General features: G+C 72.9%; 15 protein-coding genes. 7 read left to right on the forward strand and 8 right to left on the reverse strand.

Annotated elements, in window-relative coordinates:
• Positions 1-7: 7 nt before the first annotated feature.
• The 3 genes from MWU57_RS12635 to eno form a co-directional block, all read right to left on the reverse strand.
• A complete protein-coding gene (locus MWU57_RS12635) occupies positions 8-529 on the reverse strand; it encodes a DUF501 domain-containing protein (RefSeq protein ID WP_246909541.1) in 522 nt (173 codons plus the stop codon).
• A gap of 4 nt (positions 530-533) precedes the next feature.
• On the reverse strand, positions 534-1,208 hold the full coding sequence (locus MWU57_RS12640) for a septum formation initiator family protein (RefSeq protein WP_246909543.1): 675 nt from the start codon (positions 1,206-1,208) through the stop codon (positions 534-536).
• A gap of 132 nt (positions 1,209-1,340) precedes the next feature.
• Positions 1,341-2,621, reverse strand: coding sequence for a phosphopyruvate hydratase (gene eno, locus MWU57_RS12645; RefSeq protein WP_106267626.1), 1,281 nt, complete (start codon positions 2,619-2,621; stop codon positions 1,341-1,343).
• A 185-nt stretch (positions 2,622-2,806) separates the two neighbouring features.
• Between eno and MWU57_RS12650 the strand changes: the two genes are divergently transcribed.
• A complete protein-coding gene (locus tag MWU57_RS12650) occupies positions 2,807-3,499 on the forward strand; it encodes a hypothetical protein (protein ID WP_246909545.1) in 693 nt (230 codons plus the stop codon).
• A 391-nt stretch (positions 3,500-3,890) separates the two neighbouring features.
• Here the strand turns inward: MWU57_RS12650 and MWU57_RS12655 are convergent, their stop codons facing one another.
• Both MWU57_RS12655 and MWU57_RS12660 read right to left on the reverse strand, forming a co-directional pair.
• Entirely contained in the window at positions 3,891-7,949 is a 4,059-nt protein-coding gene (locus MWU57_RS12655; protein WP_246909546.1) for an endo-1,4-beta-xylanase, read from the reverse strand.
• A 272-nt stretch (positions 7,950-8,221) separates the two neighbouring features.
• Complete coding sequence (locus tag MWU57_RS12660) at positions 8,222-8,482, reverse strand: PqqD family protein (protein ID WP_106267618.1); 261 nt, start codon at positions 8,480-8,482, stop codon at positions 8,222-8,224.
• 199 nt (positions 8,483-8,681) lie between these two features.
• On the opposite strand from MWU57_RS12660, the gene MWU57_RS12665 reads away from it, so the two are divergent.
• The 4 genes from MWU57_RS12665 to MWU57_RS12680 all read left to right on the forward strand — a co-directional run bounded on the left by MWU57_RS12665 (position 8,682) and on the right by MWU57_RS12680 (position 11,453).
• Positions 8,682-8,810 (forward strand): lasso RiPP family leader peptide-containing protein, encoded by a 129-nt coding sequence (locus MWU57_RS12665; RefSeq protein WP_106267616.1) that lies wholly within the window; start codon positions 8,682-8,684, stop codon positions 8,808-8,810.
• Positions 8,811-8,881: 71 nt separating this feature from the next.
• Positions 8,882-10,033 (forward strand): asparagine synthase-related protein, encoded by a 1,152-nt coding sequence (locus tag MWU57_RS12670; RefSeq protein WP_246909547.1) that lies wholly within the window; start codon positions 8,882-8,884, stop codon positions 10,031-10,033.
• Positions 10,030-10,479, forward strand: a complete 450-nt coding sequence (locus MWU57_RS12675; protein WP_246909548.1) for a lasso peptide biosynthesis B2 protein — start codon at positions 10,030-10,032, stop codon at positions 10,477-10,479. Before MWU57_RS12670 ends, MWU57_RS12675 begins: the two co-directional genes overlap by 4 nt.
• Positions 10,476-11,453: a hypothetical protein gene (locus MWU57_RS12680; protein ID WP_246909549.1), complete on the forward strand. Its 978-nt coding sequence runs from the start codon at positions 10,476-10,478 to the stop codon at positions 11,451-11,453. The genes MWU57_RS12675 and MWU57_RS12680 overlap by 4 nt, the downstream gene beginning before the upstream one ends.
• Here the strand turns inward: MWU57_RS12680 and MWU57_RS12685 are convergent.
• The 3 genes from MWU57_RS12685 to mfd all read right to left on the reverse strand — a co-directional run bounded on the left by MWU57_RS12685 (position 11,405) and on the right by mfd (position 18,200).
• On the reverse strand, positions 11,405-13,288 hold the full coding sequence (locus tag MWU57_RS12685) for an ABC transporter ATP-binding protein (protein ID WP_246909551.1): 1,884 nt from the start codon (positions 13,286-13,288) through the stop codon (positions 11,405-11,407). The two genes, MWU57_RS12680 and MWU57_RS12685, sit on opposite strands and share 49 nt — an antisense overlap.
• Positions 13,288-14,457 carry a nucleotidyltransferase family protein gene (locus tag MWU57_RS12690; protein ID WP_246909553.1) on the reverse strand — a complete coding sequence of 390 codons (1,170 nt, stop codon included), beginning with the start codon at positions 14,455-14,457 and terminating at the stop codon, positions 13,288-13,290. The genes MWU57_RS12685 and MWU57_RS12690 overlap by 1 nt, the downstream gene beginning before the upstream one ends.
• Positions 14,458-14,561: 104 nt before the next feature.
• Entirely contained in the window at positions 14,562-18,200 is a 3,639-nt protein-coding gene (mfd, locus tag MWU57_RS12695; RefSeq protein ID WP_246909554.1) for a transcription-repair coupling factor, read from the reverse strand.
• Positions 18,201-18,410: 210 nt separating this feature from the next.
• Here mfd and MWU57_RS12700 point away from each other — a divergent pair, with 210 nt between their 5' ends.
• Together MWU57_RS12700 and MWU57_RS12705 are read left to right on the forward strand one after the other, a co-directional pair.
• Positions 18,411-19,076 (forward strand): hypothetical protein, encoded by a 666-nt coding sequence (locus MWU57_RS12700; protein ID WP_246909555.1) that lies wholly within the window; start codon positions 18,411-18,413, stop codon positions 19,074-19,076.
• A gap of 39 nt (positions 19,077-19,115) precedes the next feature.
• Positions 19,116-19,298 (forward strand): hypothetical protein (locus tag MWU57_RS12705; RefSeq protein WP_246909556.1); only part of this gene is annotated, 183 nt, incomplete at its 3' end.

Consider the following 19,298-nt stretch of genomic DNA (forward strand, 5'->3'; position numbering starts at 1 on the left):
GGAGCCGTCAGCACGAGCACCGGTCCGGACGCCACTGGTCGCGCACCCGCTCCAGGGCCTCGTCACCCAGCGGGTTCACGCCCGGGCCCGCCGCCAGCGCGTGCCCCATCAGCACGTGGAGGCACTTGACGCGCGTGGGCATGCCGCCGGCCGAGATCCCCGCGACCTCCTCGACGTGGCCCAGCTCCTCTCGCCGGGCGAGGTAGTGCTCGTGCGCCCGCCGGTACGCCGCCGCGAGCTCCTCGTCCTCGGTCAGCCGCTGCGACATCTCCCGCATGACACCGTCGGCCTCGAGCCGGGAGGCCGCGGCGACGGCGCCAGGGTGTGTCAGGTAGTACGTCGTCGGGAACGGCGTGCCGTCGGGCAGCCGCGGCGCGGTCCGCACCACCAGGGGACGGCCGCACACGCAGCGCGCGGCGATACCCACCACCCCGCGCGGCGCACGGCCGAGCTGCTCGGCGAGCACCTCGAGGTCGCGGTCGGTCACGGCGGTCGGGTCGTCGGCGGGCACCGGAGGCTGCGAGGTCACCCGGTCATTCTCCCCCGTCCGCGCCACCCGGCTCCACGTCAGCACCGTCGTCCTCGTCACCATCGACCGTCGTGGCGCGGGCGTCGGTCACCTGGACCGACTCCCACATCGCCTGGTACCACGGCGCACCGGCCGGCCCGGCGGGCCGGGCCGGTTCGGTCGGGGCGTCGCTCTCCGCCGGTGTGCCGCCGTCGGCCACCTCGTCCGCGTCGACGACGCGCCACACGGTGTCACCCGGCATCACGTAGTTCAGTCGGGTGCGCGCCTGCTCCACCACGTAGGAGCGGTCCTCCCAGCGGCCGAGCTCGTCCTCCAGCTCCGCACGCTCCGACTCGTGGGCGGCGAGCTCCGCCTGCAGCCGGTCGATCTCGGCGCGCTGCTGGACGGCGCCGCGCACCGTCGGCAGCAGCAGCACGAAGGCCAGCAGCACCACCACCGACAGCACCAGCAACCGGACGGTGAGGACCTCGGGCAGCACCAGCCCGAGCCGGCTGCGCCGCCGGTCGTCCCGCGCCGGTCCGGCCGGGCGGCGCCCGCTCTTCCCCTGCTGCGGAGCGGCCTTGCTCGCGCCCGTCGCCCGGGAGCGCGCCGTGGAGGCGGCCGGGCGCGCCGTCGTCCGGGTCCCCGGCCGGGAGGCGGGTCGGCGGGATCGTGGGGCGGCGGGACGTCGGGAGGGCACCCCTCGATTGTGCCCAACCCGGCGACGGCGGCGCACGACCGCCGTCGGCGCGCCACCGCGCCGGGGACGACGACGGCCGGTCACCTCCTGCGGGAGGTGACCGGCCGTCGTCGGGCCGTCAGGCCGAGCGTCTCAGCCCTGGAAGCGCGGGAACGCCGAGCGACCGGCGTACCGGCCGGCGTCGTCGAGGGCGTCCTCGATGCGCAGGAGCTGGTTGTACTTGTTGATGCGCTCGCCACGAGCCGGCGCGCCGGTCTTGATCTGACCGGCGTTGGTGGCCACGGACAGGTCCGCGATGGTGGTGTCCTCGGTCTCGCCGGAGCGGTGCGAGGTCATCGTCGTGAAGCCGTTGCGCTGCGCGAGCGTGACGGCGTCGAGCGTCTCGGTGAGCGTGCCGATCTGGTTCAGCTTCACCAGCAGCGAGTTCGCGGCCTTGGTCTCGATGCCCTTGGCCAGGCGCTCCGGGTTGGTGACGAACAGGTCGTCGCCCACGATCTGCACCTTGTCGCCGACCTTCGCGACGAGCCCGGACCAGGAGTCCCACTCGTCCTCGGACAGCGGGTCCTCGATGGAGACCAGCGGGTAGTCGGCGACGAGGCCCTCGTAGAACGAGATCATCTCGTCGGGCGTCTTGGCGCCGCCCTCCCACTGGTACGAGCCGTCCGAGAAGAACTCGGTCGCGGCGACGTCCAGCGCCAGCGCGACGTCGGAGCCCGGGGTGAAGCCGGCCTTCTCGATCGCCGTGATGATGAGGTCGAGCGCCGCGCGGTTGCTCGACAGGTTCGGGGCGAACCCGCCCTCGTCACCGAGACCGGTGGCCAGCCCCTCGCTCTTGAGCACCGACTTCAGCGCGTGGTAGACCTCCGCGCCGGTGCGCAGGGCCTCCTTGAAGGAGTCGGCACCGATCGGCGCGATCATGAACTCCTGGATGTCCACGTTCGAGTCCGCGTGGGACCCGCCGTTGAGGATGTTCATCATCGGCACGGGCAGGACGTGCGCGTTCGGGCCGCCCACGTAGCGGAACAGGTCCAGGCCGGCGCTCTTCGCGGCGGCCTTGGCCACCGCGAGGGAGACGCCCAGGATCGCGTTCGCGCCCAGCTTGGCCTTGTTCGGCGTGCCGTCGAGCTCGATCAGCGTCTGGTCGATGAGGCGCTGCTCCTCGGCGTCGTAGCCGATCAGCTCGGGGGCGATGTCGTCGATGACGGCGTTGACCGCGCCCTCGACGCCCTTGCCCAGGTAACGGCCGGAGTCGCCGTCCCGGCGCTCGACGGCCTCGAAGGCGCCCGTGGAGGCGCCCGACGGAACGCCGGCACGCGCGAACGTCCCGTCGTCGAGGGCGATCTCGACCTCCACGGTGGGGTTGCCGCGAGAGTCCAGGATCTCGCGCGCGCCAACGGCTTCGATGCTTGCCACGGATGCTCCTTTGAGAGGGCACGCGGGCCGCCGCGGCCCGGCTCAGGCACATGGGTACCCGGGGCCGCCGACGCCCGCGACGATGGTGGGTTGACGCCCCCAGCGTAGCCCCGTCCAGGAACCGGTGCGCCCGCGCCCACGTGGTGGGCGACGGCCACGGGCAGCGACGCACTATCGTGATGGCGGTGGACGGCTTCTGGGACTTCCTCGGCTCCTACTGGTGGCTGGTCTTTCCACTGAGCGGCATCGTCGGTGGATGGGTCAAGGGCGCCCAGAAGTGGGACGAGCGCCGCCGCCGCGACAAGATCGAGCTCTACCGGCTCAAGCACGCCGACCAGCTCGCGACCGCCGAGGCCGAGGAAGCCCTCACGAGCGAGATCGAGCGCACCACGGCCGAGCACGACCGGACGAACGCGCGCTGGCTCGAGTACGAGCTGGACGCCGTCAAGAGCCTCGAGTTCCCCGTGATGACGGACATGCGGGAGCAGGTGACCGTCGACTTCCACCGCGCGCGGCGCGACGCCGACAGCCTGCGCCCCGACGATCCGGAAGAGCTGCGTGACCGCCGCCGTCTCGAGCGCTACCGTGCGGCGGTCCGTGAGTACCAGCTCACCTTCGACATCGCGGAGCGCGAGGCGAAGCGCCGACTCGCCTCCGACTTCACCGCCGACGAGCGCCGGGCGCTCGACCGGGCGAAGAAGCTCCTGGCACTGGCCGACGACCCCGGGGCGAGCCACGCGGAGCGCCAGTCGGCGTACCGGCGGGCCACCAAGGAGCTCGAGGGCATCCTCGTGCTCCCGGACGCCGCCACCGACGCGATCGAGCAGCGGATCGCGGGCATGCTGGGGCCGGCGTCCGGGCGCGACGCGGCCTCCTGACGCCGAGGTAGGGCCGCCGTACGCGAGGTAGTGCCGCGTTGCGCGACGTAGTGCCGCGTTGCGCGACGTAGTAGCGCTCGTGCCGAGGTAGTACCTCGCGTGTCGAGGTAGTGCGGGGTCAGGGCGGTTCGGGTTCCGCCGGGTGTCGGGTCCCGTGCACGGTCGCGTTCACGGGCGCAGGGCGCCCTCCACTTCGGGACTGACGACCGTGCACCGGACCCGACACCCGACTTCGACGTTCCCGCCCGGCGCTACCTCACGCCGTCGGGCACTACCTCGGCGCAAACGCCACTACCTCGGCAGGCAGGGCACTACCTCGGCGCAAACGCCACTACCTCGGCAGGCAGGGCACTACCTCGGCGCAAACGCCACTACCTCGGCCGGGGCGGCACTACCTCGCGAGGAGGGTCCAGGGGCCGTGCTGGGAGCCCGGGGCCTGGTTGCGGGTCCACCACCGCGCCTCGTAGCGGTCGCCGTCGTGGACGACGACGTCACCCTCGACGAAGATGCGCGACGCGGTCCAGACCGCCGTGCCGTCGTCGGCCGTGGCGATCTCCTGCCACGAACCCCAGGGCGAGGTTCCCGGCTCCTCGGTGGTCCACCACGTCGCCCGGTACAGCGCACCACCGTGGGTCACCTCGTCGCCGGCCGTGTAGACCTGGCCCTCCTCCCAGTCCGGCGCGGGCGGCGCGGGAGCGGCCACCAGCTCGGCCACGCCCCAGCGGTTCGTGTACTGGTAGCCGGTGCCGGTCGGGTCCGCCCAGGTGGTCACCGAGGTCCGCGCGCCGTCGGTGGCGTCGTTGACCTGCAGGTCCAGGCCGTGGAACGTCCCCACGCCGCCCTGGTCGAGCAGGTCGACCGCCAGCTCGACCAGGTAGCCGTCCTCGGTGAGCGAGGTCGCCGAGGTCACGCGAGCCGCCTGCTCGGCCGCGTCCCCCGTGCCGAACGAGACCTCGTTCTCCGCGCTGACGCGGATCTGCGTGTCCTCGGCCCGGTAGCCGCCGTTCTTCGCGTTGCCCGCGTCGACGAAGACCTCCACCGAGTCCTGGATCCACGGGTCGGAGCCGCTGACGTCCACCGCCGGGTCCTCGACCTCGGCCAGCACGTAGAGCGCGCCGTCGGCCCACAGGGTGCAGAAGCTCCCCACCGCACCATCGGTACCCTCGACGCGCTGCGCGGTGGTGACGGCGTTCGCCGCGGTCCACACGTCGTCGACCTCGCCGTCCACGGTGGGCGCGGCGGCCGCCTCGACCACCTCGACGTGGCTCAGCTCCTCCAGGAGGGTGAGCGTGCCGTACGCGCCCGGGGTGTTCCACCCGGCGGAGGTGCCGCCGTCGTCCACCCGGACGTCGAGGGCGAGCGTGTCGCCCTCCGCAGCGGCGTCGAGCGGCAGGTGCGCCACGACGTCGTACCCGGCGTCGGTCTCGACGACCTCGGCGGTCGCGTCGCCCGTCACCGTCCCGTCCCGGCCGACGACGGCGGTCGTGCCGCCGAGGTCGAACGTGACGCCGTCGCTCGCCTCGGCCGCACCGTCGGTGACGGACACGTACGCGGTGAGGTGGTCGGCGGCCCAGCGCAGCTGGAACCCGGCGACGGACTCGCCGGCCGCGATGACCTGGTGCAGCGGCAGACGCTCCCACTGGGGCGAGGCCGTGGCGGATCCGTCCAGCGGGACGTCGCCGGCGAACACGTTCGCCGAGCGTTGCTGCGCCGGCAGGTCGCCGTCGACGACCCCGAGGTACGCCGGCTTGGCCTGGTAGGCGTCGTCGAAGAGGAGCGGCGCACCGTTGTCCGCACGCCACGAACGGCCGTCCGTCAGGCCCCAGACCGTCGCCGCGTGCAGCGAGCCGGCGTGGTCGCGGAACATCCGGAACGCGTCCCGGAACCAGTAGCCCTGCTCGACGAGGTTCGCCTGTGTCTCGGGCGTGCCGATGGTGACGTCGAGCTCGGTGACCGCCTGGGTGACGGGCATGTCCTCGAACCGCTCGAGCGCGACCTCCAGGGCGGAGACCGGCATGGCGAGCGAGACGTGGAACTGGTGACCCACGCCGTCGAGCGGGACGCCGCGCTCGAGCATCCGCTCGACCAGGGCCACGTAACGGTCCTGCTTGCCGCCCTGCTCGGTGTTGTAGTCGTTGATGAAGAGCCGCACCGGGCGGTCGGCGCCCTCGGCCGCGTAGGTGTGGTTGAAGGCCTCGTCCGCGTACTCGAAGGACAGGTCGATGAACTCCTCGCCGAGGATCCGGTACCACTCGCTGCGGCGCAGGCCGTCGTCCGTGGCGCCGTCCGCGACGACCTCGTTGACCACGTCGAACGCGTTGACGGGGTTGTCCGCGCCGAACTCGCCGTACGTGGCGAGCCACTCGGCGACCGCGAAGATGTGGTCCCTCAGGCGGTCGCGGAGCACCTGCTGGTCGGCGGCGGAGTCGGTGAGCGGCTCGCCGGCGTCGTCGGTGAAGAACCAGTCCGGCGTCTGGGAGTGCCACGTCAGCACGTGGCCGTACATCGCGAGATCGTTCGCGGCCGCGAAGTCCATCAGCGCGACCGCCTCGGGGTGCGGGCGGAACGTGCCCTCGTCGTCGTACCAGGCCTCCGGCTTCATGTGGTTCTCGGCGGTGACCTGGTTGAAGTGCCGCAGCAGCAGGTCGGCGGCGGAGCCGCTGGTCTCGCGCGAGTCGATCGCCACCCCGGCCGCGAACGGCACGGTCTCCTGGATCGGCGTGAGGTCCTGGACCACGGCCGGCTCCGGCACCGAGACCACGACGTCGTCGACGAGGAGGTCGCTCGTGTTGGTGCCGTTGTAGTCGGTCTCCAGGTAGAGGAACTGCTCCTCGCCGGCCGGCGCCTGGAAGGTCGCGGTGACCTCGGTCCAGCCGTCCGCCGTCACGCCGGACCACTGCGCCAACGTGGCGTACGACGTCGAACCGTCGGCCGTGCTGGCGAGCGAGAGCCAGACGGCGTCCGGCTGCTGGCCCGCGGCGAACCGCACCTGGGCGGAGACCTCGTAGCGCACGCCGGGCGTGAGCGCGACCGAGACGTCCCGGCCGACGCCGTCACCCTGGCTGTCGCGGCCGGTGACCAGCGCGGCGGCCTCGCCCGAGGCGGCGTCCGCCGTCGTGATCTCGACGGTCGGGTCCGTGTCGTCGCCCGCGCGCGGGCCCCACCCGTCGAGGCCGTCCTCGAAGTCGGTGCTCAGCACGGGGCCGGACGCCGGTGGCGTGCCCTGCACCGGAGTGAACTCCCAGCCGTCGGCGAGCCGCTCGGTGACCACGGTCTCGACCGCGGCGAGCGAACCCGAACGGTCACCACCGCCGTCGTGCACCAGCACGAGCTCGCCGTCGGTCAGGGCGGCGCGGAGGTTCTCGGTGAGCGTGGCCTCGCCCTGCGTCTCCCAGTCGGCGATCGTGTTCGTCACGGCGAGCGGCTGCATGCCGAGGTTCACCGCGACGCCGGGGGTGGCACCCCAGGACCCGTTGGGGGCGCGCCAGAACGGGACCTCGGCCTGCGGGTCGCCGAGGGCGCCGCGGATGATGTCGAGGTTCGCGATCATGTCGGCCTGCGCCTGCTCGGGCGTCATCGAGCCCATGTCGGCGTAGCCGGTGGAGTGGTTGCACAGGGTGTGCCCCTCGGCCACGATCCGGCGCAGAAGCTCCGCGCCGCCGTCGGCCTCGATGTTCTGCCCGATGACGCAGAACGTGGCCGGCAGGTCGTGGGCGGCGAGGAGGTCGAGGAGCGCGGGCGTGGTGCCCGGGTTCGGCCCGTCGTCGAAGGTGAGCGCCGCGACGGGGGTCTCGGGTGTGCTGCCGGACTGGGCGGCGGACACCGGGGTGCTGGTGGGGCTCACCGCCCCGCCGGGGACGAACCCGTCGGGCAGGCCGGCGTCGACCTGCTGGCCGGTGATCACGACGTCGTCCACGAGGAAGTCGGGGTGGGCGTCGCCGACGGGCGCGGCCTCGAGGTAGAGCCGGGCGGCGGTGAGGCCGGCGGGCATCGTGTACGTGCCGCCCACCTCGACCCACTCGTCGGCGGTGGCGGTGACCGCCCCGCCGACCCAGGTGTAGGCGTCACCGTCGGCGGACGTCTCCTGGACGGTGACGTGGACGTCGGTGGCGTCCGCGGCCCCGGCGGGCAGCTTGACCCAGGCCTCGACCTGGTACACGCCGCCCTCGGCGAAGAGGCCGGTGACGTCGGTCGCGGGGCCGTTCCACTCCCCCGTCCGTCCGGTCACGGCGAGGGCTCCGGCGCCGGTGCGGGCGTCGTCGGTGATCGTCAGCTCGACGGGGCCGCGGGGGCCCCACGGGTCCACCGTGGAATCAAAATCGTTTTCTAGCATGACGGCGTCGTCCGCTGCCGCCGTCGACGCTCCCACGACGACGGCACCCACCGCGCCGCTCGCCGCCAGCGCGGCCGCGGTGAGCCCCGCGACCGTCCTGGTGATGCTCTGCCTCATCGTCGCTCCCTTGCGATGTGCGGCCGGGGCGCCGGCCTCGATGCTCGGGGCCCCGGGCAGGGCGCGCCGCGCCCCGTCATCGGGAACGCTACGGGGGCGCCCATTTAAGGTCAATGGCTGAACGAACCGGTGCGAAATCGTTATCTCACTGCGACGGCGCGGTCCTGCGCTACCGGGAGCGCGTCGGCCGAAGGGCGACGTGCGTGCCGGTCCGTGACGGTGTCCGGCGGGAGCGTCACGGACCGGCACGCACGTCGGTCGGTGGGGACGCCTCAGTCGTGCAGGAGGCCGCGGTGCCGCAGGTCGGCGAGAAAGGCCGTGGTGTCGGTCCGTGCGACCGACTCGTCGATCCCGTACTCCCGCACCAGCGCACCCACGAGCTGGTCCTCGGTGGCGCCGTCGGCGTCGGCGAGCGTCCGGGCGAGCAGAGTGCCGGCCGCGTTGGTGGTGAGGTACGTCGACGAGTTCAGGTCCAGCAGCACCAGCTCGCCGTCGATCTCCTGCCAGGTCACCCCGTCTGCGCGAAGCCGCATCGTCTTCCCCCATCGTCGCGGTCGTCCGCAGGCATCAAACCACCGGACGGCGAGCCACACCGGCCGGTTCGTGGATTTCATCCGCGCGGCCACGGCATTCACCCGCTCTCCGGGCCTTTTCACCCCTGCCTCACCTGCCGCGGTCACACCGTGCTCGGAATACTGAAACGGTCCGGCACAACACACAGGAGGCACTTCTATGTACGAGGCACCCAGCATCCGCGAGGTCGGCACGGTCGCCGACCTCACGCTCGAGGCGCAGTTCGACATCGACTACGACGGCGACCTGTTCCGTGGCGACAGGCACGGCGGCGGCGGCGTCTCCTGACGCTCCCCAGCACTCGGTCGGCGGCGCCCGCGGCACGGTCGCGGGTGCCGCCGATCCGTGCGGAGGTCGACATGGCCCTCGATGTACACCGCCCGACCCCTCGCGAGACCGCGTGGGCGTGGCTCCCCGGACTGGTCGACACGTCGCCCGGCCATCGGACCACGGCCGCGCCCCTCGACGTCCTGACGTCACGCATCGCGGACCGTGCCGGCGACCGGCAGGTCTACGTCACCTTCTCCGGAGGACGAGACTCCTCGGCCGTCCTCGCGGCAGCGTGCCGCGCCACCGCGCTGGCCGGCACCCCGCCCCCGATCCCGGTGACGTTCGTCTATCCCGGGGTCGCCGAGGCCGACGAGTCCGAGTGGCAGCGGACCGTCGTCGACCACCTCGGCCTGCACGACTGGTGGCGGCTCGCCATCACCACGGAGAACGACCTGCTCGGCCCGGTCGCCCAGGACAGCCTGCGGCGGCACGGCCTGCTCTGGCCGGCCACCATGCACGCACGCGGCCCTCTGCTCGAGCGGTGTGCCGGCGGGGTCGTCCTCACCGGCGAGGGTGGCGACGAGGTCTTCGGCGATCGTCGGATCCGAGCCCTCCGGCGCACCGCTCGCCGACCGTTCGCGCCGGGAAGCCCTCGCCGCTCCGCGCTCACGGCAGTCTCACCGGCCGTTCTCCGCCGTCGCCGGCTGCGGGCGCCGATGTCGCTCCCCTGGCTCCGACCTGCCGCCCACGACGAGCTGGTCGAGCGGATCGGTGCCGACGACCTGGCCGAACCGCTGTCGTTCGGCGGCTCGCTGCGCTGGGTCGCGCGCCGTCGGTCGGTCACCGAGTTCTTCCGCACCTACTCCGCCCTCGCGGCCGAGCACCACGCCGAGGTCGCCCACCCGCTGCTCGACCCGACGTTCCTCGCCGCCGTGGCCCGCCGGCACCCGACCGGCTTCTCCTCGCGGACGGAGGGCATGCGCGCGGTGTTCGCCGACGTGCTCCCGGACGCCGTCCTCGCGCGCACCTCGAAGGCGACCTTCACCCTCGCCTACCTCGGCGCGGCGACGCGTGAGTTCGCACGGAGCTGGGACGGCAGCGGCGTACCGCACGACCTGGTCGACGCCGAGGAGCTGCAGAAGGCGTGGCTGGGCGAACGCCCGCCCGGCCCCACCGGCCTCCTGCTGCAGTCCGCCTGGCTGGCGAGCCAGGACCGCACGCGCGCCCGGGACGCGGCATGAGCCCCCGGCGGCAGGTAGGCGGGCTGCTGCGGGCAGCCCGGTCCGGGCTCGTGTACCTGGTGGCCGAGACGGGCCTGCGCACGGTCGGGCTGCGCCGGACCGCCGCCATGCTGGGTCTGCGGCTCGGCGGAGCACCGGGCACGACACCCCGCGCCGCTTTCGACACGGCGCGGCTCACCGCCGGCGAGCTGCGCCGGCTGCGCATCGACCGCCGCGTGCTGCGTCTGCGGTGGGTGAACGGGACATGCTTGCGCACCGCCCTCGTGCTCGGCCACAGCCTGCGCTCTCGCGACCCCCAGATCGTGCTCGGCGTCCGCCGCGACGACGGCGGCCACATCAGGGCCCACGCCTGGCTGCGGATCGACGGCACGGACCTCGACCCCGAGGGCGCCGCCTGGCTGTACCGCGAGTTCGAGCAGGCCCAGACCACCGGGGGATCCGCATGACGTCGACCACGCTGTACGGGCTGTCCGTCGACTCCGACGTGCCGATGCCCTCGCGGCCGGAGTCCGTGACGGTCGACGGCACGGTTCGCCTCCGCCGCGGCGCAGACCGCAGCCACACCGACGAAGACCCGGCCGGTGAGATCATCCTGCGGTACGCGAGCCCAGAACGCCCCTGGTACACGGCGACCCGCTCGGACGACGGCTACCGGCTCCGGTTCCACGGGACCTGCGACTTCGTGCTCACACCCGACCTCGAGCACGTCACGCTGCACGCGGTGGAGGGCGCGGACTCCGGTGTGGCGCGCGTGCTCGCGTCCGGGGCGCAGATGGCGTTCCAGCTCTACCTGCGCGGGCACGCGGTCCTGCATGCGAGCGCGGTGCAGCTCGAGGACGACGTCGTCGGGTTCGTCGGGCGGTCCGGCATGGGCAAGTCGACGATGGCGGCGCTGCTCTGCGCCGAGGGCGGCGCCCTCGTCACCGATGACGTGCTCCGCGTCGACCCGGCGGGCGACGACCACCTCGCTCGGCTCGGGGCGACGGAGCTGCGGCTGCGCAAGGGCGCGGACACCCTCACCGAGCGGTTCGGTGCGGACTCACCGCGCCGGGGGCGCAGCGCTGACGGCCGCGACCTGCTGGCACCGGGGCGTGAGCCGACGGACGCTCGTCCGGTCGGTGCGCTGGTCGTCCCGCTCCCCGACCGCACGTGCAAGGAGCTGCGTGTCGACCGGGTCCGCGGCGGGGCGGCGGCGTTCGCCCTCATGCAGTTCCCCCGGCTGCTCGGGTGGCGGGACCCGCGGGTGACCGCCCAGCAGTTCGCCCGAGTCTCTGCTCTCGCCGCGAGCGTCCCCGTCTTCACGGCGCGGGTGCCCTGGGGACCGCCCTTCCGCGAGCGCCTCGGGACTGAGCTCGTCGCGGCGCTGCGGGCTCAGGGTGCCGAGCTGGACCAGCCGTCGGGGAAGTACGCCCCGGCCTGAAGCTCGAACAGCTCGGCATACAGGCCACGACGGGCCATCAGCTCGGTGTGCGTCCCCGACTCGACCACCCGGCCCGAGTCCATGACGTAGATGCGGTCGGCGCCCCGCACCGTGGCGAAGCGGTGGGAGATGAACAGGGCGGACCGGCCGCGCAGCGTCGTGCGCAACGAGCTGAACAGGTCGTGCTCGGCCCGTGGGTCGAGCGCCGCCGACGGTTCGTCGAGGATGACGAGGTCCGCGTCCCGGTAGAACGCTCGCGCGATCGCGAGCCGCTGCCACTGACCCCCCGAGAGGTCCGCACTGTCGTCGAACATCCTCGACAGCCGCGTCGCATACCCGTGGGGCAGGCGCGAGAGGGCGCCGTCGATGTCCGCGGCCCGCGCCGCCGCTCGGACGTCCTCCCGGCCGGCCGGGTCCTGGCGCGCGTCGATACCGGCCCGGTCCAGGGCGATGTTCTCCGTGGCCGAGAAGGCGTACCGGACGAAGTCCTGGAAGATGACCGCCACCCGGCTGCGCAGATCGTCCTGCGAGAGCTTGGCGTAGGGCGTCTCGCCCCAGAGGACGTCGCCGGCGTCCGGCTCGTACAGCCCTGCCAGCACCTTCGCCGCGGTGGTCTTGCCGGACCCGTTCTCACCGACGACGGCCACGACCTCCCCGCGACCGACCTCGATGGTCACGTCCTGCAACGCCTCGGTGCCGGACCCCGGGTACCGGAAGGACACCTTCTCGATCCGCGCGCCGTCGAACGGGGGAAGGTCGTCGGCGCCTGCGGGACCGGTCGCCTCGTCCGCGTGGTGCCGGAAGAACGCCTCGAGGTCGTCGAGGTAGAGCCCCGACTCGTGGATCTGCTGCACCCCGCCGACGAGGCCCTGGATCTGTCCCTGCAGCGCCCGGATCCCGACGATCGCGGCACCGGCGTCCGCGACACCCACCTCCCCGTTCGCGATGAGCATCACGAGCAGGAGCAGCGTCCCCACGAGGACGACGCCGGAGAACAACTGCCCGAGGGTCGCCAGCCGCAACCGGCGTCCCAGGTGCTTGCGCAGTGCCTCGAGGTAGCTGTCGTACAACGCCCGGTACCGGTCCCGCAGCCACGGCGAGACCTGGAAGGCGCGGATCTCCTTGGCCTCGTCACGGTTGGTCTGCACGTAGTTGACGTAGGTGCGTTCGCGCTGGTTGGTCGTCTGCGCGACCGTGAACCGGAACTCCAACGCACTCTCGCGGCGGCTGGTCAGCAGCACCGGGACGGCACCGACGGCCAGCAACGGCAGCAGCCACGGGTAGAGCGCGACGAGCGCGGCCCCGACCGCGACGCTCGACGCCACGGTCCCGATGACGGAGAACAACCCCTGGGTGACCTGGAACGGCCGGGTCATCGCGCTCTGGCGGACGCGCTGGAGGTTCTCGAAGAACTCGGGGTCCTCGAAGTTGCGCAGCGGCACCGTGGTGGCGACGTCCTGCACCTTCTCGTTCATCGAACGGGCGACGAGCTCGCCGAGGAGCCGCCGCACGCTGCCCTGCGCCACGGCGATCAGTGCGCCCAGCGCCATCAGGCCGGCCAGGGCCGCGACCGACCAGACGAGCCCCGGAGTCACCCCGGCTTCCGTCAGGTCGAGGATGCGCTCGAGGACCTGGGCGACCACGAGCACCTGCGCGCCGAGCGAGGCCGCCGCCACGATCTGGAGCGCCACCAGGGCCACGAAGAGCCGCGGGCTGCACGACCACACGAGCCGGGTCGAACGGCGGACCAGCTCGACGACCCGGCGGCCCCTGGACGTCGACGACCGCCCGCCGTGACCGTCACGACCGGAGGTAGCGGACCGGACGCCGCTCATCACCCTCCGCTCATGGCCGTGGCGAAGTAGGCCTCGCGAGCCTGTGGGTCAGGGACGTCCTGCTGCCACGGGCGGACCGTGTTCCGGCCGTGGCGGTGGCGCCAGCCCTGGTAGCGGGCCGCGACATGGTCCTTCCCGAGCCTCCACATGCTCGCCGGCACCGTGGGCCGGGCGGCCCCGTAGATGTTCCCCCCGAGCCTCCGGTCCCCCGGCAGACCAGGGAACGGGAGCAGATCGTCACGGGATCGCGCGAGCCGGCCCCAGACGCCGTCGGCGGCCTGCGCCAGATCCCGGGACGGGACGCTGCCCCGACCAGCGACGCGGTAGGCCCGGTCGACGACGAGCGCCACGGGCACCGTGGCGTCCGCCCGTCGGCATCGTCGTGCCAGCTCCTCCCAGTCGACGCCCCGCGTCGCGTAGTAGACGTCGGCGAGCCACACCAACCGGTTGGCGCCCGCCTGGGCCGCGTGCACGGCCACATGGAGCGCCTGGTCTTCGGGGTCGAGCACCGGCATCGGCGCCACCGACAAATGGTGGTGGCGGCGCCGTGCGAGCATCGCGTCGACGTCGAGAGGAAAGGCACGCCGCACCGACGGAGCCACGGCCAGGTGCCAGTGCAGGTCGAGGGGTGTGCCGTGCCGCCCGACCATGGCCAGCTCGCCGCGACCCGACGCGCTCAACGCGGGCCAGTTGCGGTCGAGCAGACGGCCGCCCGTGGACTCGACGATCGCCACCGCGTCCCGGAACGACGCCGGTTCGACGAGCAGGTCGAGGTCGTAGTACTCCCGCATGTCCGCGTGCGGCCAGACGACGGAGGCGAGCGTCGCGCCCTTGACCACGACCCAGGCGATGCCGGCTCGGTCGAGGGCAGCACCGACGACCTTGAGATCCTCGAGCGCTCGCAGGTGCCTGAGCATCTGCCGGTGCTGGACCGCCCGCAACGGCGCGCGCCACCCGTCCGAGACCTCGGTCCACCCTCGTGTCGCTCGGGCGATCGCCGGCGAGATCCGGTGGAGGAAGCCCGCATCCACCACGTCGTCGCCGGCGACCGCCGCGAGGCCGTCGTCCCAGGTGGCGCACTGGTCGAAGGCAGCATCGAGGAGCAGCTGGGCCAGCGGCCGCAGCGGGCGACCGGCACCGGCCGACGCCCGTCGTCTCACAAGTACCACCAGGTGAGCATGACGCGCGCTCGGCACGCTCAACACCGCGAGAGCGGATTTCACCCGAGTGAAAGCGTGCCGGCGACCGACGGCGTCGTTCGGCTGAGCCGCGGCTACCGCGCCGCGGCCCCGGCCGACGCCGCGGCCGCCACCTCCCCGAGGATCACGGCGTCGATGAGCTGGCGTGCCCAGGTGAGCAGAGCGGCGCCGCGCAGCGGCTTGCCGCCGATCCTCGCCGTCGTCGGGAAGGGCACGAGGACCGCGCGGATCCCGGGCTTGAGGATCGTGCCCGGGTAGAGGCGCTTGAGCCGCATCTGCGCGGACTCGGGCAGGTCGACCGGCGCGAACCGGATGTGCTTGCCCTGGGCGGTCACGTCGGTGAGCCCGGCCCGGCGGGCGTGGTTGCGGAACTCCGCGACCTCGAACAGGGCCTCCGTGGGCTCGGGAAGGGCGCCGTACCGGTCCACGAGCTCCGCCCGTACCTCCGCGAGCGCTGCCGCGTCCTGGGCCGCGGCGATCTTCTTGTACGCCTCGAGCCGCAGCCGCTCGGTCGCGATGTACGACTCGGGCAGGTGGGCGTCCACCGGCAGCTCGATCGTCACCTCGGGCTGCTCCTCCTCCCGGTCGCCGCGGAACGCCGCCACGGCCTCCCCCACCATGCGCACGTACAGGTCGAACCCGACGCCGGCGATGTGCCCGGACTGCTCCCCGCCGAGCAGGTTGCCGGCACCGCGGATCTCCAGGTCCTTCATGGCGATCTGCATGCCCGCACCGAGATCGGTGTGGGCCGCCATCGTGGCCAGCCGGTCGTGCGCCGTCTCGGTGAGCGGCCGCTCGGGCGGGTACAGGAAGTAGGCGTACGCCCGCTCGCGGCCGCGTCCCACCCGCCCGCGCAGCTGGTGCAGCTGGGACAGCCCGAGGGTGTCGGAGCGCTCCAGGATGAGCGTGTTCGCGTTGGAGATGTCCATGCCGGTCTCGATGATCGTCGTGCACACCAGGACGTCGAGCTCCTTCTCCCAGAAGGCGCGGATGACCTGGTCGAGCTGCTGCTCGCTCATCTTGCCGTGCGCGACGCCGATCCGGGCCTCGGGCACGAGCTCGGCCAGCCGGGTCGCGGCCCGCTGGATCGACTCGACCTTGTTGTGAACGTAGAAGACCTGGCCCTCGCGCAGGAGCTCGCGCCGGATCGCCGCGGAGATCTGCTTCTCCTCGTACCCGCCCACATAGGTCAGGACGGGGTGGCGCTCCTCGGGCGGCGTGGCCAGCGTGGACATCTCGCGGATGCCGGTCACGGCCATCTCCAGCGTGCGCGGGATCGGCGTCGCGGACATCGCCAGGACGTCCACGTTGGTGCGCAGCTGCTTGAGCGTCTCCTTGTGCTCGACGCCGAACCGCTGCTCCTCGTCGATGATGACCAGGCCCAGGTCCTTGAAGTGCACCGACCCCGTGATGATCCGGTGGGTGCCGATCACCACGTCGACGGACCCGTCCTTGAGGCCCTCGAGCGTCTCGGCGGACTCCTTGGCGCTCTCGAACCGCGACAGCGCCCGCACGTTCACCGGGAACCCGGCGTACCGCTCGGAGAACGTGTCGAAGTGCTGCTGGACCAGGAGCGTGGTCGGCACCAGGATGGCGACCTGCTTGCCGTCCTGCACGGCCTTGAACGCCGCCCGCAGCGCGATCTCGGTCTTGCCGTAGCCGACGTCACCGCACACCAGCCGGTCCATCGGCACGGACTTCTCCATGTCCGCCTTGACCTCGTCGATGGTGACGAGCTGGTCCGGGGTCTCGACGTAGGCGAAGGCGTCCTCCAGCTCGCGCTGCCACGGGGTGTCCGGGCCGAACGCGTGCCCCTGCGTCGCCATCCGCGCGGAGTAGAGCCGGATCAGCTCGCTCGCGATCTCCTTGACGTGCTTGCGGGCGCGCGCCTTGGTGTTCTTCCAGTCGGCGCCGCCCATCTTGGACAGGCTCGGCGACTCGCCACCCGTGTACTTGGTCACCTGGTCGAGCTGGTCCGTGGGCACGAACAGGCGGTCACCCGGCTGGCCGCGCTTCGACGACGCGTACTCGATGACCAGGTACTCGCGCGTGGCGGCGTTCGCCCCGGCGCCGAGCGTGCGCTGCACCATCTCGATGAACCGGCCCACGCCGTGCTGCTCGTGCACCACGAAGTCGCCCGCCGTGAGCTGCAGGGGGTCGACGACGTTGCGCCGGCGCGAGGGCATCCGGCGCATGTCCCGGGTCGTCGATCCCTGGCGGCCGGTGAGGTCGGACTCGCTGAACACGGCGAGCTGCAGCTCCGGCACCACGAAGCCCTTGCCCACCAGGGCGGGCGCGACGTGGACGACACCGCCCTCGGGTACGTCCGAGAGCTCGGTGACGAGGCGTGCAGCGGTGTCCGCAGCGCGGAGCTGCTCGGTCATCCGCTGCGCCGGGCCGTGGCCCTCCGTCGTCAGCACCAGCCGCCAGCCGGCCTTCTGCAGCCCCTGCACGTCGTCGAGCGCACGGGCGACGTCGCCGCGGTAGGACTCGACGTCCCGCGCCGCGATCGTGAAGGAGGTGCCGTCGTCCGTCACCACCGGCCCCGCGGCCGCAGCGCCGTCGTCGGACGCGTCGGCGCCGGCCGGGTCGGCCCCGGACGCCAGAGAGAAGGCCGAGAGCGTCCACCAGCCGAGCCCGCGGCGCGCGGCGACCTCGCGGGTGTCGGCGAACGTCGCGAACGACGCGGCCGACAGGTCCAGCGGCGCGTCCCCGCCCGCGACGGCGCCCGTCCAGGCCGCCGCCAGGAACTCCTCGGTGGTCGCCACCAGGTCGTGGGCGCGACGGCGCACCCGCTCCGGCTCGTCGAGGACGAGGAGGGAATCGGGGCGCACCAGGTCCAGGACGGGCACCATCCGCTGCACCAGCGCGGGTGCGAGGGACTCCATGCCCTCCACCGCGATGCCGGCGGCGAGCTTGTCGAGCATGTCGATCGCGCCGGGGAGCTGCTCGGTGAGCTCGGCCGCCCGCGCCCGCACGTCCTCGGTGAGCAGGATCTCGCGGCACGGCGGCGCCCAGAGACCGCGGTCGGCGATCTCCAGCGACCGCTGGTCGGCCACGGAGAACCACCGGATCTCCGAGACCTCGTCGCCCCAGAACTCGAGGCGCAGCGGGTGGTCTTCCGTGGGCGGGAAGACGTCGAGGATGCCGCCGCGCACCGCGAACTCCCCGCGTCGCTCCACCATGTCGACGCGGGTGTAGGCCGCCGCGACGAGACGGTCGCCGATGTCGGTGAGGTCCGCCGTCTGCCCCGTGTGCAGCTCGACCGGTTCCAGCTCGCCGAGCCCGTCGACCACCGGCTGGAGCAGCGCGCGCACGGGCATGACGAGCACCTGCACCGGGCCGGCCTGCGCGTTGCCCGGGTCGGCGTCGGGGTGGGCGAGCCGCCGGAACACCGCCAGGCGCTTGGCCACCGTGTCGGCGCGCGGGCTGAGCCGCTCGTGCGGCAGCGTCTCCCACGCGGGCAGGACGGCGACGTCGTCCGCGCGGTCGTCGGGCAGGTACGCGCGCACGGCGGCCGCGAGCTCGTCGGCGTCGCGGCCGGTGGCCGTGACCACGACGAGCGGCCGGTGCCGGGCGGCCGCGGCCACGAACGGTGCACGCACGCCCTTCGGGCCGACGACGTCGACCTCGCCGCCGAGCGGCACCGCCTCCAGGGCGGCAGCCGCACCGGGTTCGGCGAGCAGGGCGGGGACGATGCCGGTGAGGTTCATTCAGGTCCTTGGGTCCAGGCCTTGCGGCACGGCGCACGACGACGGGCCCACCTCGCCCCCGGACGGGGCGTGCGGGCTACCGGTCCCAGGCTACGCCGGGCCGGCGACATCGGTCCCCGGAGCCCACGCGTCCCGTTGCCGGGGCATCGCGCCGCATTTCATCCACTGGTCGGATCGACCCCGTGCGGCACGCGGTGAATCATCGACAGGGTGAGGGGACATGCACGTGGGCGCCGCGCCCACTCCGTCCGCGCGGGGATCCTTGCCGGAGCCTTCGCCGCTCTCTTCGGCGTCGCGGTGCTCAGCCCGTGGGGCCAGTGGGCGGACGACGCCCTGTTCGGGGTCGTCGTCCGCAACGGGGAGCTCGTCCGGCCGGTCGCGGGGGTCCTGCGTGAGGCGCTCCCGCTGCTGATGGGAGCGGTCGTGCTCGTCCTGAGCCTCATGGCCCTCCGTCGGCGGACCTGGCCTCAACCGGTGACGCTCGGGGTGCTGACGGCCGGCTCGATCGTCCTCAGCGTCGCACTGCGGGACACGATCCTGGAACGTCCCGACTACGACCACCTCAGCGGCTACGCCTACAACACGTTCCCCAGCACCCACGCCACCGTGGCGGCCGCCCTCGGTCTGGCGACCATCGTGCTGTGGCCCGCGCGGACCCGTCCCGGGTGGACCAGGATGCGTGCCGTCACCCTGGCGACGGTCGCCCTGGCATGCCTCGTCAACGTCGCGACGTTCGCCCACCGCCCGGCCGACGTCGTGGGGTCACTGCTGCTGGTCGCGTGTCTCGCGTCGCTGGTCGGCGCGGCCGCGCCGTCCCTCGTGCAGCCGAGAACCGCAGGATTTCACCCCGCGGAGGACGGCACTTCACCCCGGTAGCGGCCGCCACGGCGTGCAGCGCGCACATACGGTCGCCCTATGGCGAAATGGCGTTCTCGGCTCGTGCATGCGCTGATCGTGGCAGTCGGCGTGGCAGCGCTCAGCTCACCTGCCGCCGCAGAAGAGACGGCGGGCACGTCGTCGCCGGTGACGTGGTCCTGCACCGGTGACCCGTGCCCCTGGGGCGCCCAGCTGACCGGCAACGCCGCCGTCTGGCCCGAC

This window comes from Isoptericola sp. S6320L (assembly GCF_023015685.1).
GTDB lineage: Bacteria > Actinomycetota > Actinomycetes > Actinomycetales > Cellulomonadaceae > Isoptericola > Isoptericola halotolerans_A.

Excerpts from the sequence above, each read along its gene's own strand:
- MWU57_RS12660 (WP_106267618.1), bottom strand. The coding sequence starts at position 8,482 with ATGCGGCTTCGCGCAGACGGGGTGACCTGGCAGGAGATCGACGGCGAG.
- MWU57_RS12675 (WP_246909548.1), top strand. The coding sequence starts at position 10,030 with ATGAGCCCCCGGCGGCAGGTAGGCGGGCTGCTGCGGGCAGCCCGGTCC.
- MWU57_RS12665 (WP_106267616.1), top strand. The coding sequence starts at position 8,682 with ATGTACGAGGCACCCAGCATCCGCGAGGTCGGCACGGTCGCCGACCTC.
- MWU57_RS12680 (WP_246909549.1), top strand. The coding sequence starts at position 10,476 with ATGACGTCGACCACGCTGTACGGGCTGTCCGTCGACTCCGACGTGCCG.
- MWU57_RS12670 (WP_246909547.1), top strand. The coding sequence starts at position 8,882 with ATGGCCCTCGATGTACACCGCCCGACCCCTCGCGAGACCGCGTGGGCG.
- mfd (WP_246909554.1), bottom strand. The coding sequence starts at position 18,200 with ATGAACCTCACCGGCATCGTCCCCGCCCTGCTCGCCGAACCCGGTGCG.
- MWU57_RS12655 (WP_246909546.1), bottom strand. The coding sequence starts at position 7,949 with ATGAGGCAGAGCATCACCAGGACGGTCGCGGGGCTCACCGCGGCCGCG.
- MWU57_RS12685 (WP_246909551.1), bottom strand. The coding sequence starts at position 13,288 with ATGAGCGGCGTCCGGTCCGCTACCTCCGGTCGTGACGGTCACGGCGGG.